The sequence below is a fragment of the Arthrobacter sp. MYb224 genome, assembly GCF_002975455.1.
Taxonomy (GTDB): domain Bacteria; phylum Actinomycetota; class Actinomycetes; order Actinomycetales; family Micrococcaceae; genus Glutamicibacter.
In genome coordinates, this window is sequence record NZ_PCPU01000001.1 from 162,660 (window position 1) to 175,524 (window position 12,865).

Here is a 12,865-nt window from a genome sequence, read left to right on the forward strand (position 1 = left end):
GATGCTTCCTTGGTGGTTTTGGGTTCTCCTATGGACCGTCCTAGTCCTTGCAACGCTGCTCCTGGCGGTGCTTGCCGGCTTCCGTTTGTTCCGTCGCGGCATGGCCGTGCTCGGCAGCGCTTCGGACGCGGCTGACCATATTAGCGGCGAATTTGCCAAGCCCGGCAGCGTAGTTGACTACGCGCCGGTGGGACGGCGGTACCCCCACGGAACCGATGCAACTCATGGCGATCCAGAGAAGATCGCCAAGAAGAGGCTGAAGGGCAAAGCCGAACGAATCGAGGCGCGACGTGTCAAGCGCGTGGCTCGTCGCAGTGATCGAGGACAGGCGCAAAACATGCGCGATCTGAATCTGTTCTGACGTAGACTTAAGTTTGAGAGAAGGGAACCAACATGTTTGGTGGTTTACAGGGATGGCATTTGGTCATCATTATCGTTTTGGCATTGCTGCTCTTCGGTGCGCCGAAGCTTCCAGGCTTGGCACGCTCGATGGGACAGTCACTGCGTATTTTCAAGTCTGAGGTTCGCCAGATGAAAGACGATGACAAGCCGGAAACCGTTGACGGGACCGTGAATGAACCTAATCCCGACGAAAAGAACAACTCGTAGACCTTTTCAGTGGTAAATAGCAAAGATAAGGCGCCGCGCGGCAGCAAGAAGGCGCGAGCCAAAGACGCCGAGGGGCGGATGTCCCTCAAAGACCATCTGATCGAAGCGCGCAATCGGCTCTTCAAGTCGTTGATCGCCCTGGCGATCGGTACCGTGGCGGGGTTCTTCCTCTACGACGACCTCCTGGCGCTGCTCATCGAACCGGTGAAGGCAGCCGGGGGATCGGTGAACTTTACCGCGGTGATGTCTCCTTTCGACATTCTGCTGAAGGTCGCGATCTTCGTTGGCGTAGTCGCTTCCTCCCCGGTCTGGATCTACCAGATCTGGGCCTTTATCGTGCCCGGACTGAAAAAGAAGGAACGCCGCCTGGGCTATTCCTTCGCCGCGGCCGCTGCACCGTTGTTCCTCGGTGGCGTGGCCATGGCCTATTTCGTTCTTCCTTTCGCATTGCAGTTCTTCATCGGGCTGGCGCCGGAGAATTCCGAAACTCTGTTCACCATCGATACCTACCTGCCATTTATCTTCCGGCTGCTGCTCGCCTTCGGCCTTGCCATGCTGGTGCCGGTCTTGATGGTGGGTCTGAACATGGTTGGAGTGCTGCATTCGAAGGTCATTCTCAAGAACTGGCGGATTACCGTCTTCCTCATTGCCCTCGTGGCAGCCATGGCGGCACCAGGCGGCGACGCGATCACCATGTTTGCGCTAGCCGGACCGCTCTTCCTGACCTTCGCCGCGGCCACGCTGTTCTGCTTCCTGAACGACAAGAAGCGGGCCAAGAAGCAGGCGGCACAAGATGCGGCAAACGAGAATATGGCGGACGGGACCGCCTCATCGATCGATGAACCAAGTACCGAGGTCTAGCAGCAATAGCTAAGTGTTTCGGAACGGCGATCCCGTTCCAGAAAGTGAACGGCCGATAGTGACTTCACCCGCGGAGCGATACGCGAATTCCAAGGAACGACGGGTCGAAAGCGGCACCTATTTGCCCGACTTCCGTGCCAGCGTGTCCTTCAACCTCGATGAATTCCAGTCCCAAGCCTGCCAGTCGGTGGCCAACGGCCATAGCGTGCTGGTCGCCGCGCCCACTGGTGCGGGCAAGACGGTAGTCGGTGAATTCGCTATCTATCAGGCGATTCACGAGCACCGCAAGGCTTTCTACACCACCCCGATCAAGGCGTTGAGCAACCAGAAGTATTCCGAACTGGTCAAACGCTACGGGCCGGAGCAGGTCGGGCTGCTCACCGGTGACACCTCGATCAACAGCGAAGCCCAGGTGGTCGTCATGACCACCGAAGTGCTGCGCAATATGCTCTATGCCGACTCCCGCACGCTGGATGGGCTGGGCTACGTGATCATGGATGAGGTCCACTACCTCGCCGATAAGTTCCGCGGCGCGGTGTGGGAAGAAGTCATCATTCACCTGCCCTCGAACGTGCAGACAATTTCCTTGTCGGCCACCGTATCCAACGCCGAGGAATTCGGCGGTTGGCTGGATACCGTGCGCGGGCAGACCGACATCATCGTCTCCGAGCATCGCCCGGTCCCGCTCTTCCAGCACGTGATGGTCGGCCCTGAGCTTGTGGATCTCTTCGCCGAAGACGTCGCCTTCGACCGGGCGGCCGACGAGGATGCCAAGATCAGCGTCAACCCCGAGCTGCGCAAGCTGGTTCGCAGCAACCGTCCGGCCGGACGCCCGCAGCGTGGTGGACGGGGACTGCAACGCGGCCGTGCCCAAGGACCGGGCCTAAGCCGCCGGGTCAGCCGCCGCGACGTGATCTCCCGGCTGGATAAGGCCGAACTGCTGCCGGCGATCTTCTTCATCTTCTCCCGCAAGGGCTGCGATATGGCCCTGCAGCAGTGCGTTGCGGCAGATCTGCGGCTCACTACGAACGAGGAAGCCGCGCAGATTGCCGAGGTGCTGGACGAGGTCGCTTACCGGATACCCGGTGAGGACCTCGATGTGCTCGAATTCTGGTCCTGGCGCGACGGACTGTTGCGCGGGATCGCCTCGCACCATGCAGGCCTTCTGCCGATCTTCAAAGAGATTGTGGAGGACCTTTTCGCCCGAAATCTGATCAAGGTGGTCTTCGCGACCGAAACGCTGGCCTTGGGCGTTAATATGCCGGCCCGTTCGGTGGTACTGGAAAAGCTGGTGAAATTCAACGGCGAGTCCCATGTGCAGATCTCCTCGGGGGAGTACACCCAGCTCACCGGGCGCGCAGGTCGCCGCGGCATCGATGTCGAGGGCCACTCGATCGTGCTGTGGAATCCGGATATCGAACCGGAAGCCTTGGCCGGGTTGGCCTCCCGGCGTACCTACCCGCTGAATTCCTCCTTCCGTCCGACCTACAACATGTCCACCAACCTGCTGGCGCAGTTCGGACGCGAACAGACCCGCCAGATCCTGGAGTCGTCTTTCGCGCAGTATCAGGCGGACCGTTCGGTGGTCGGCATGGCGCGGCAGGTGCGTTCGCGTGAGGAGTCGTTGGCCGGCTACGAGAAGTCCATGGAATGCCATCTGGGGGACTTCCGCGAATATCTGAAACTCCAACGCGACCTTTCCGAAGCCGAGAAGCGGGCGGCCAAGAACCGCAAGAACCTCCGCCGCTCGGCCGCAGAAAATTCCCTGCAGTCGGTGATCCGCGGCGATGTCGTCGATCTGCCCGGCGGACGACGATTCGGGCGGGCGGTCATCGTCGCCCTGGACGAGTCGCTGTACAACCCGCGCCACACGGTACTGACCGAAGAAGGCCAACTGCGCCGGCTCTCCGTCGATGACCTCAACGGTCCGATAGAGATCATCTCCCGCATCCGGATCCCCAAGGGGTTCACCGGAAAGAGCCCGAAGGAACGCCGGGATCTGGCCACCGCCTTGCGCAATGCGATCGCCGATGAACGCCCTCCGCGTCAGGACGCCCAGAGCTTCAATTTCGACGGCGCAGACTCCTTCGAGCGCGAGAGCGACAAGCTGCGCCTGGCCATGAAGGACCACCCCTGCCATGCCTGCTCCGACCGGGATGCGCATATGCGCTGGGCCGATAGGTACTGGAAGCTGAAGAAGGACACGGACAAGGCACGTCGCGCGATCCGCGGGCGCACCAATACGATCGCCACCGAGTTCGACAAGGTCTGCAAGGTCCTCGAGCGGTTCGACTACCTGATTCCCAGCAATGACGGCGAAGACTACGAAATTACCGCCTCGGGCCGTCGGCTGCGTCGCATCTATGGCGAACGCGACCTGTTGACCAGCCAAGTCCTGGAAACCGGCAAGCTCAACGGGCTGCACCCCGAAGAGCTCTGCGCGGTGGTTGCGGCGCTGGTCTACCAGGGGCGCCGTGACTACGACAGGCCCGATCCGAAGATGCCCACCGACCGGGTCGGCGATATCTGGACCCAGACGATCAATATCTGGGGCACGCTGTCGGACGCCGAGGAGGCACTGGGGTTGAACCCCACCGCACCGCCTGAGGCCGGACTGATCTGGCCCATGTACAAGTGGTCGCGCGGCGCTTCGCTCAACAGCGCACTGCGCGGGGGAGATATGGCTCCGGGCGACTTTGTGCGCTGGGCCAAGCAGGTCATCGACACCTTGGACCAGTTCGCCAAGAACACCGACCTGCCGGTGGAGCTGGTCAGGTCCGCGCGTCAGGCAGTTGACCTGGTCAAGCGTGGGGTCATCGCCTATTCGAACGTCCTTGATTAATCGCAGCCGGTTTGAGAGCAAAGGAAAATAACTCGTGGCACTAACCTTGTACCGCAATGGATCCATCTATTCCGCGGCCGATCCTTTCGCAACGGCTCTGGTCATCGACGGGGATACCGTCGCCTGGCTGGGCGGTGAAGAGGCCGCCGACCGTTATGCGGCGAAGGCCGATCGGGTGATAGATCTTCAAGGCGCCTTGGTGACCCCGGCGTTTGTAGAGTCCCATGCCCATTTGGCGGCCCTCGGCCGCAGCCTCGGGGGAGCGGACCTGACCGGCGCCGGCTCGGCCACGGCACTGCTGGGCCTGCTGGCGCAGCGCGCCAAAACCGCTGAAGATGTGGTGGTCGGCCAGGGCTGGGATGAAACTGCGTGGTCCGACCCTTCGCTTCCGAACGAAACCGATCTGACCTCGGCCGCCGCTGGCCGGCCATATTACCTGTCCAGGCGCGACGTGCACAGCGCCCTGGTGAACCGGGAGCTGCTGGACCGGCTAGGTCTGGGCTCCGTCGACTCCGGCCTTGTCCGCGGCGCCGAGCACGACGAGGTACGCCGGGCGTTGCTGACCCAAGGCCCAGCGGTGGAACAATTCCAGCAGCTGGCCCTGGAACACTACGCCTCGCGTGGCTTTGCCACGGTCGTGGAGATGGCCGCCCCGCAGCTCGAGGGCCGTGCGGCGCTGGACCAGCTGCTGGCCGCGGACCTCTCGGCTTTGCCGCAGGTCTACGCATACTGGGGCGAGCTGGTGGACAGCGCCGAACAGGCCGATGAACTGATGCGTTCCTTCCCGCAGGGCCGGGTGCTTGGCCTCGGTGGAGACCTGAGCGTGGACGGCTCCCTCGGCAGCCGCTCTGCCTTCTTGCGTGAAGACTACAGCGATCAGCCCGGCCACCGCGGCCAGGCCTATCTGAGCGTCGAGCAGATCTCCGGACACCTGATTGCCTGCTCGGAGCAGGGGATCCAGGCGGCTTTCCACGTGATCGGCGATGCGGCCCTGGACTTGCTGCTCGAGGGCTTTGATGCTGCGGCGCAGCGGATCGGCATCGCCAAGCTGCAGTCGGCGCGGCACCGCTTGGAACATGTGGAAATGGTAGATGAGCCAACTCGTGCACGCTTGCTTTCCTACTCGATCACCGTCTCCATGCAGCCGGGCTTCGACGCGCTCTGGGGCGGCCCTGAGGGCATGTACGAGCAACGCCTGGGCGAGCGCTCGGCAACGATGAATAATCTTTCTGCCATGCTCTCCAGCGGCGTTCCGCTGGTGCTTGGCTCGGACGCCCCGGTCACCGAGGTCGATGGCTGGGCCGTGGTGCGCGCGGCCATGTCCATGAGCAACCCGGAGGCAAGTATTTCGGCTCGCGCCGGATTCATGGGCCAAACCCGCTCGACCTATCGTGCGATGGGCGAGCTGAACCCGTTTGCCGGGCAGCTGGTCATCGGCGCTCCGGCCACTTTCGCTGTGTGGAGCGCGTCCGAATTGGCGATTCAGACCCCGGATGAGCGAATTAGTTCCTGGAGTACCGATGCTCGTGCGGGAACGCCGATGCTTCCGGTGGTTGATGAAGAGATTCCGCTGTGCTTGCGAACCGTGCGTGCCGGTGTAACGATCTTCGACCGGTTGGATTAGCGGAATTAGCCCTGAGCATAATCCCCACTGCCGCAAGTTCTTCAATATCACAAATCTAGCCTTTGACAAGTATAGATTTAGTGAAGATTGTAGTCACCATATGGTTGACAGCCGGGGTAGGGGAACGACTAGGCTGGGGGACAGCGCCTCATCGTAATGCACTGCATTGCGTTCGAAACGACGCAGTACGATAGCGATCCCCGGTGACCTTAGATAACATTTCGCACGCTTCGCGCATGTGAGATTGGGCCGAAGTCACCGGGGATTGCTGTGTCTAATAGTGCTGCGGGTTTCCGGGTGACTATACTTTGAATTTGGCTTTACTCTCCGCCCTGTCCGCAGGTTGGAACTTCTGTTGTATATCTAGAAAGGTGCCGCCGCGTGCGCGTCATTACGATCATTCCGACTTATAACGAATTGGAGTCGCTCCCACTGACTGTGGGGCGTCTTCGACAGGCCGTTCCGGATTCGGATGTTTTGATCGTGGACGATAACTCCCCGGACGGCACCGGTGAACTTGCCGATAAGTTCGCGGCCGAGGACTCATCGGTCCACGTACTTCACCGGACCGGCAAGGAAGGCCTGGGCGCGGCCTACATCGCCGGCTTCCGCTGGGCGCTGGAACGCGACTACGACGTGCTGGTGGAAATGGACGCCGATGGCTCGCACATGCCTGAGCAGCTTCCACGCCTGCTGGAGGCCAGCGCCGCCGGCGCCGACCTCGTCATCGGCTCACGCTGGGTCAAGGGCGGCGAGGTCGTCAACTGGCCGCTGCACCGCAAGCTGATCTCCCGCGGTGGCAGCTTCTACGCTCGCACCATGCTCGGCCTGCCGCTGCGCGACATTACCGCCGGATACCGCGCCTTCAAGCGCACCACCCTCGAAGCGATCGATTTCGACGCAGTAGAGTCCCGCGGCTACGGATTCCAGGTCGACATGACCTTCCGTGTGGCGATGCTGCGCAAGAAGATCGTCGAGGTTCCGGTAACTTTCGTGGAACGTGAACTTGGCGATTCGAAGATGAGCGGAAACATCGTGTTCGAAGCAATGTGGAACGTGACCCGTTGGGGACTAGGCGCGCGTTGGAAGAAACTGACTTCCAAGAAGTAGCGCCAAGAGCATAGAAAAAGGGAGGCGGTTTCCAACTCGATGAGTTGGAAACCGCCTCCCTTTTCTGCAGAAGCTTCGAAAACTACGCTGATTCGCCTCGCGAAACGCGCAGGTGGGTCAGGCGGTCGCCCAAGATCTTCTCAAGTTCTTCCGTGCTGCGACGCTCTAGCAGCATGTCCCAGTGGGTACGTACCGGCTTTTCGTTCGCTGCTTCAGGGGCGTTGGCCTCGCCGTGGACCAGCTTTGCCTCTTTGCCGCTCTTGGTGAGCCAAGTGGCAGGAATTTCGGCTTCGGCTGCGAAGACGATGAAAATACCTTCGCCCTCTTCGGTACGGTACTCCACACGCTGACGGGCAGCCGGCTCCACACCTGCCTCAGATTCCATGCTCTGTGCACCCAGGCGCATGCCTCGTAGGCTGCGATCGCTCATGATTTCCCTCCGCGGTGTTTTAAAGAATTCGCTACACGTACCAACGATTGGTCTCACTAAATAATTCCCAGGGAATATTCGCGACACCAAAACATCCATTATACGCGTCGATGGCGGGGTACGTCATGCGCACCCCGCCATCGAACTGATGATATTTCACCCTACATGCTCTGAAATTAGATTCCCGAGTTGTTTTTTGGCGGCTCTACCGGTCCTTCGCCCGGGTTCTGGCTGTTGCTGAACGCGCCGCCAATACCCTTCAAGGCCTCGGTCAGCTCGCTAGGGATAACCCAGAGCGTGTTGCTCGTACCCTCGGCCAGTTTCGGCAAGGTCTGCAGGTACTGGTACGCGAGCAATTCGGAATCCGGCTTACCGGCGTGAATTGCATCGAAGACCTTCTGAATGGCTTGGGATTCGCCATCTGCGCGCAAGATCGATGCCTGGGCATCACCTTCGGCCTTCAGGATCGAAGACTGGCGCTGGCCTTCGGCGGTCAGGATCGAGGACTGCTTGACGCCTTCGGCGGTCAGGATCGCCGCACGGCGATCTCGATCCGCGCGCATCTGCTTCTCCATCGAATCCTGGATCGAGATGGGTGGATCGATGGCCTTCAGCTCGACGCGAGAGACACGAATGCCCCATTTGCCGGTAGCTTCGTCCAAGACACCACGCAGCTGGCCGTTGATCTGGTCGCGGCTGGTCAAAGCCTCTTCCAGGTTCAAGCCACCGACGACGTTACGAAGCGTGGTGGTGGTGAGCTGCTCTACCGCCTGAATGTAATTAGCGATTTCGTAGGTGGCGGCGCGTGGTTCGGTGATCTGGTAGTAGATCACGGTATCGATCGAGACCACGAGGTTGTCTTCGGTAATCACCGGCTGCGGTGGGAAGGAAACAACCTGCTCACGCAGATCAAGCATTGGCAGCAGTCGATCCACGAATGGGATCAGTAGCGTCAGCCCCGGGTTGAGGGTTCGATTGTATTTGCCGAGACGTTCCACAATGCCAGCGCGTGCTTGCGGCACGATACGAACACTGCGCAACAGAACAACGATCACGAAGATCGCCAGGACGACAAGTACAATTGTCGTGCCAAATCCATTTTGCATGGTGTGTACTCTCTTTCCTAGTGCGTAGTAATGGAGGGGTTAAACCGTGACGAAGCTAGGCTTCGTCTTTCGGCGCGGGGTTGAGGTACGCGGTGGCGCCCTGGATGCGGCTGACTACCGCGTAGGAACCTGGCGACATGGTCGCCGCATTCGCTTCGGCTCGGGCGGTCCAGATTTCACCGGCAATTTTTGCAGATCCGGACAGACGCGATGTAGGTTCCAGAATCAGTGCATCCTGTCCGATCAAGCGCTCAATATTCGTTCGGAAGCCTTCGGGCGATTTCTTCAGGTGCTTAATGGCAACCGGCCTGACCAAGAAGATCATCAACAGCGACATCAAACAGAAAACGACTACTTGCAACCAGATAGGTCCGTCGAAAAGCGCTACGGCGACACCGCCCAACGCGCCTACGCCAAGCATGACGAAGTAAAGATCCAGCGAGATCATTTCAATTATGGCCAACAGCAGGAATAGCGCGAGCCAAATGACCCAGGCATTGCTGATAATCCATTCTGCCGTTGTCATGGCATCCACCTTCGTTCAAAAGAGCAAGGGCCAATTGCGAGTGGCCTTTGCTCCATTCTGCCGTAATGAGACAAGAAAAGCGGTAGTCATTTTGGGGTATTTTCTAGCCTTCGCGGACGAATATATGTACTCCAAAGGATGCGTTGACTCTTTGCGCTCCGAGGGAATCGGTCTTTGCGCGTAAAACCTCGGGGGAGAGGTGATGTCCTGCCGGTCCCATGAAGGCCAAGTTGAACAGGTCACTGGTCTGCAGATCCATCGCATAGCTCAAGTTTGTCGACTGCTGGTGCCGCAATCCCGCGGCACCGAACTTTTCGATTAACGATGCCTCTTTGTTTTCTGCGATCCCAAGCATTCCCAAAGACTCACGGATCTCTTGCAGATGGTCCTGCGCCGCGGTGACCACCAAGCAAATACCGCGTTTGCGTAGGACGCGATGAAACTCTGCTGGATTATGTGGGGCAAAGCAGTTCAGGACCACGTCCCGCGATTGATCTGCCGACGGTAGGCGACGCCAGACATCCCACACCATGGCCAGCGTATGTGGCAGTTTCGCCGCCCTCCGCATGGCATAGCGTGAAATGTCCAAGGCCAGCGCGTCAACCTCGGCTGCGGATGCCGAAGCGATCATTTCGCCCAGGTAGTAGCCAGTTCCGGCGCCGGCGTCGAGCACGTCAAGCTTGTTCTCTGGATGGTGTCCGGCAATGGAAGCACTGAGCTCCTTCGCCAAGGGCGCGTAGTGCCCTTGGTTCTGGAAGTTCTCGCGGGCGTTGACCATTGGCCCAGTATCTTCGATGAAGTTTGTCCCGCGGCCAGTTAAGAAGTTGAAATACCCTTGCTTAGCCGCATCAAAACGGTGTCCGTCCGGGCAGTTCAGGTTGCGTCGCGGCTCGGTGGATAGGAACAAGGATTGATCGCAGACCGGGCACAGGACCGTGGTGCTATTCGACATTAGAATTTCAGCTCTTCTCGGGCCTGGCCCAGATCAAGTCCTGGGTAGCGGTACAGTTCGGCTTCGCCGATCAGTGAACGCGTGAGCGCCTTGTCGATGTAGACGGTGCCCGCTAGGTGATCCGTTTCATGTTGCACAATTCGTGCTTGCCAACCAGAGAATTCACGGGTGACCATTGATCCCTCGCGGTCACTGTAACTAGAGATGATCTCTGCGGGGCGATGAACTACCGCTTGGAATCCTTCGAAAGACAGGCAGCCTTCATAGAAGACCGCCTCACGCTCACCGGCTGCACGGTAGCTGGGATTGAAGATTTCCAGATATTCCAAGGGAGTGCGTTCGCGTAGCGCAGCAGATTCCTCGTCGATCGGGTACAAGTCTTCGAGCACCGCAATCTGCAACGGGATGCCGATCTGTGGCGCGGCGAGCCCAACCCCGGGAGCGGCGTACATGGTCGCTCGCATCACCGCAAGCAGCTCGTTGAGAAGCTCTGCGGGCAGCTGGCCCGCGTAGCGCTGAGCTTGTTGGCGCAGTACCGGGTGCCCCAGCTGGACTATCGGGACGACTTGATCCTTGGACTCCGCCAAGATCCCAACCACCAGATCGGTCAGGTCTTTGGCAGCGAGGTCTTTGCGGTCATTCACTGGGTGGTCCGATCAGTTGCTTCTTCTGAATATTGCAATTGCGCCAAACGCGACTCGAGCCGGGCGCGTTCGGTGTCGTGCAGCCTATGGCCCAGATGCTCTAATCGATCTTGAGTGTAAAGGTGCACCTCAAGGTCCCTGTCGTAGAACACATCAATGAGGTTAGCGAATCGCCGTTCTTCGTCCATCGGCATGGACTGGCTTGAGGGTACCGAGGTGATGTGCCAGCAGCTGAATTGGGAGGCGAGGGTAAGGTAGTCCGCGGTATTCCGGCGGGTGCGGCAGAGCTGGTCAAAAGAAATTTCAATGGTTGCTCCGCGGTATCTAGCGGGGCCGATTTTGTCGTAGCCAACCTCAATGTGCACGTCAAAATCTGACTCGTCGATAGGGGAGTAACCCGGGTTGAGCGTGCCAGCGCGGTAGCCTTCGCGGCGCTTTCCAGCTGGTGACGCTAGCGTGCGGTAATCTACGGCCGCATCCAGCTCGAAGACATCGAAAGTTGAACGAATTAGCTCGATAGTGGGCTGCGCGAGATGGTGGAAGTACTCGTCATCCAGTAGCTTCTCTGGCTCGTAGTTCGAGGTCGTAACCAGGAAGATTTCATGTTCTTGGCAGTAGCTGACGAGTTTGGCCATGAACATGGCATCACCTGGTTCAACGCAATGAAACTCATCGAACAGCAATATTTTGATGCCGGCGAGTTCACGTTGCAACCCCTGCGCGAAAACCGAGCCAAGGCTCTGCTTCTCGGCACGCTGGCCTGGCTTGTTGATCGCTCGGAAGAACTCATGGAAGTGGTAGCGCGCGGTGACGGTCTGATCCAGATCGGCGCAGAAAGCGTCTAGCAGCATCGATTTGCCACGTCCCGGCGGGCCATAGACGTAAACGCCACGTGTGGCTGGAGTCGACGGGTTTGCAAGCCTTTGACTCAGCAGTTGGACGAGATCTTGCTGACGCTGGTCGAGACTGAAGCCCTGGCGTTGCAGGGCTGAAATTACACGGCGCCTACGTTGCGCGACTCGACGGATGCGCAGCAATCTAGCAGGCAGAAGTGAAGGCATGAGTAAATCTTCCCATTAGCTCTAGCGACTGCCAATTTTCTTCACGCCGACACTAGCGGTCTCGAGGACCAAAAGGGCAAGGTGAACTTGATGGAAATACATCAAGGAGTGCAATGCGCCTAGTCAAATGGCTATTTACAACAGTTGAAGTGTCAACTATTATTAGGGGAGTGGTTCATGAAATCGACGCACCTATGATCAAGGCAATCATAAAGTCATGACCAAGCTATCGCTTTATTCGTTCTCGTGACCATAATGGTTGCACCGAGGCCTCTTTGTGCGGCGCGTCACTGGCATCACAAACTCCGGCCAAGCGCCTAGTCGAGGAGTGGGGATCATGACCAGTGAATACACTGGGTTGCCAGCACGCGAGGACATCATATCCAATGATCTGCTCGACATGTCCATGACGATCCTCAAAACCTTGTCGGATCCAGCCAGGCTGCAAATGCTCTGGGCGCTGACCAAGGCAGAGCATTCCTTGTCGGAGCTTTCGCAATTCGTTGGAGTCAGTCCAACAGTTGCTGGCCAGCTGCTTACGAGGCTTCGAACCACCGGAGTGCTGCAGACGCGCAAATCTGGTCGGCATGTCATCTATTCGATGCAAGACGAGAGACTCAAGAAATTCATCGGGCAGACATTGGACTTCGCTGAATACCGACTTCGGATCAGCAATGAAGACGAGTCGGCCGTCTAAAGGCGCCAAATGACGGCGGCGCATTCTCCGAATCAATCCTGTACTAAGTAGCCAGTTACCATCACTACCCAACCTTTGGTCATTGAGCCGATAATCTACATTATGTAAAGTAACGGAAATCTGGCACTCCCCATGGCGGTCTTGCTCATGGCATTTGCCCCGGCTAATTGCAGTTGGGGGCATTCTAATTTCTGTCTCATTTTAGTTGAGGCAGATCCAGTTCAATATGGGCGGATAATTCTCTCCGGACGGCAAGGATATCGGTTTCACGGATGCGGGAATCGATTGCCAAATAGCGACTGTTGGCAACTGTTTTTAGAAGCAAGGCATACAGATGGCGGAACTCATTTCTGCGGAAGCAAAATGCGCCAGCTCACGCGCTGTCAGATTGAACGGAATGCGC

General features: G+C 58.6%; 13 protein-coding genes. 7 read left to right on the forward strand and 6 right to left on the reverse strand.

Annotated features, from left to right (window positions below; all coding sequences use genetic code 11):
• Position 1: 1 nt before the first annotated feature.
• The 6 genes from CQ017_RS00800 (at position 2) to CQ017_RS00825 (ending at position 7,046) form a co-directional block, all read left to right on the forward strand.
• The gene (locus CQ017_RS00800) at positions 2-361 is read left to right on the forward strand and encodes a hypothetical protein (RefSeq protein ID WP_105552114.1); all 360 of its coding nucleotides are present in this window, start codon (positions 2-4) and stop codon (positions 359-361) included.
• Between the two features lie 32 nt (positions 362-393).
• A complete protein-coding gene (gene tatA / locus CQ017_RS00805; RefSeq protein ID WP_096284442.1) occupies positions 394-609 on the forward strand; it encodes a Sec-independent protein translocase subunit TatA in 216 nt (71 codons plus the stop codon).
• Between the two features lie 9 nt (positions 610-618).
• Positions 619-1,470, forward strand: coding sequence for a twin-arginine translocase subunit TatC (gene tatC, locus CQ017_RS00810; protein WP_258133441.1), 852 nt, complete (start codon positions 619-621; stop codon positions 1,468-1,470).
• Between the two features lie 58 nt (positions 1,471-1,528).
• Entirely contained in the window at positions 1,529-4,312 is a 2,784-nt protein-coding gene (locus tag CQ017_RS00815; protein WP_105552115.1) for an RNA helicase, read from the forward strand.
• Between the two features lie 34 nt (positions 4,313-4,346).
• On the forward strand, positions 4,347-5,936 hold the full coding sequence (locus tag CQ017_RS00820) for an amidohydrolase (RefSeq protein ID WP_105552116.1): 1,590 nt from the start codon (positions 4,347-4,349) through the stop codon (positions 5,934-5,936).
• A 381-nt stretch (positions 5,937-6,317) separates the two neighbouring features.
• Positions 6,318-7,046 carry a polyprenol monophosphomannose synthase gene (locus CQ017_RS00825; protein ID WP_096284450.1) on the forward strand — a complete coding sequence of 243 codons (729 nt, stop codon included), beginning with the start codon at positions 6,318-6,320 and terminating at the stop codon, positions 7,044-7,046.
• Positions 7,047-7,128: 82 nt separating this feature from the next.
• On the opposite strand, the gene CQ017_RS00830 is transcribed toward CQ017_RS00825, so the two are convergent.
• The 6 genes from CQ017_RS00830 to zapE all read right to left on the reverse strand — a co-directional run bounded on the left by CQ017_RS00830 (position 7,129) and on the right by zapE (position 11,765).
• A complete protein-coding gene (locus CQ017_RS00830; protein ID WP_096284452.1) occupies positions 7,129-7,476 on the reverse strand; it encodes an RNA polymerase-binding protein RbpA in 348 nt (115 codons plus the stop codon).
• A gap of 176 nt (positions 7,477-7,652) precedes the next feature.
• Positions 7,653-8,582: an SPFH domain-containing protein gene (locus CQ017_RS00835; RefSeq protein WP_258133442.1), complete on the reverse strand. Its 930-nt coding sequence runs from the start codon at positions 8,580-8,582 to the stop codon at positions 7,653-7,655.
• A gap of 55 nt (positions 8,583-8,637) precedes the next feature.
• Positions 8,638-9,108, reverse strand: a complete 471-nt coding sequence (locus tag CQ017_RS00840; protein ID WP_105552117.1) for an NfeD family protein — start codon at positions 9,106-9,108, stop codon at positions 8,638-8,640.
• 103 nt (positions 9,109-9,211) lie between these two features.
• A complete protein-coding gene (locus tag CQ017_RS00845) occupies positions 9,212-10,060 on the reverse strand; it encodes a putative RNA methyltransferase (RefSeq protein WP_105552118.1) in 849 nt (282 codons plus the stop codon).
• Entirely contained in the window at positions 10,060-10,704 is a 645-nt protein-coding gene (locus CQ017_RS00850) for a peptide deformylase (protein WP_105552119.1), read from the reverse strand. Before CQ017_RS00850 ends, CQ017_RS00845 begins: the two co-directional genes overlap by 1 nt.
• Complete coding sequence (gene zapE / locus CQ017_RS00855; RefSeq protein WP_105552120.1) at positions 10,701-11,765, reverse strand: AFG1/ZapE family ATPase; 1,065 nt, start codon at positions 11,763-11,765, stop codon at positions 10,701-10,703. The genes CQ017_RS00850 and zapE overlap by 4 nt, the downstream gene beginning before the upstream one ends.
• Positions 11,766-12,102: 337 nt before the next feature.
• Here zapE and CQ017_RS00860 point away from each other — a divergent pair, with 337 nt between their 5' ends.
• The gene (locus CQ017_RS00860) at positions 12,103-12,462 is read left to right on the forward strand and encodes a helix-turn-helix transcriptional regulator (protein ID WP_105552121.1); all 360 of its coding nucleotides are present in this window, start codon (positions 12,103-12,105) and stop codon (positions 12,460-12,462) included.
• The last annotated feature ends 403 nt before the right edge of the window (positions 12,463-12,865 follow it).

Excerpts from the sequence above, each read along its gene's own strand:
- CQ017_RS00840 (WP_105552117.1), bottom strand. The coding sequence starts at position 9,108 with ATGACAACGGCAGAATGGATTATCAGCAATGCCTGGGTCATTTGGCTC.
- CQ017_RS00835 (WP_258133442.1), bottom strand. The coding sequence starts at position 8,582 with ATGCAAAATGGATTTGGCACGACAATTGTACTTGTCGTCCTGGCGATC.
- CQ017_RS00845 (WP_105552118.1), bottom strand. The coding sequence starts at position 10,060 with ATGTCGAATAGCACCACGGTCCTGTGCCCGGTCTGCGATCAATCCTTG.
- tatA (WP_096284442.1), top strand. The coding sequence starts at position 394 with ATGTTTGGTGGTTTACAGGGATGGCATTTGGTCATCATTATCGTTTTG.
- zapE (WP_105552120.1), bottom strand. The coding sequence starts at position 11,765 with ATGCCTTCACTTCTGCCTGCTAGATTGCTGCGCATCCGTCGAGTCGCG.
- CQ017_RS00860 (WP_105552121.1), top strand. The coding sequence starts at position 12,103 with ATGACCAGTGAATACACTGGGTTGCCAGCACGCGAGGACATCATATCC.
- CQ017_RS00830 (WP_096284452.1), bottom strand. The coding sequence starts at position 7,476 with ATGAGCGATCGCAGCCTACGAGGCATGCGCCTGGGTGCACAGAGCATG.
- CQ017_RS00800 (WP_105552114.1), top strand. The coding sequence starts at position 2 with ATGCTTCCTTGGTGGTTTTGGGTTCTCCTATGGACCGTCCTAGTCCTT.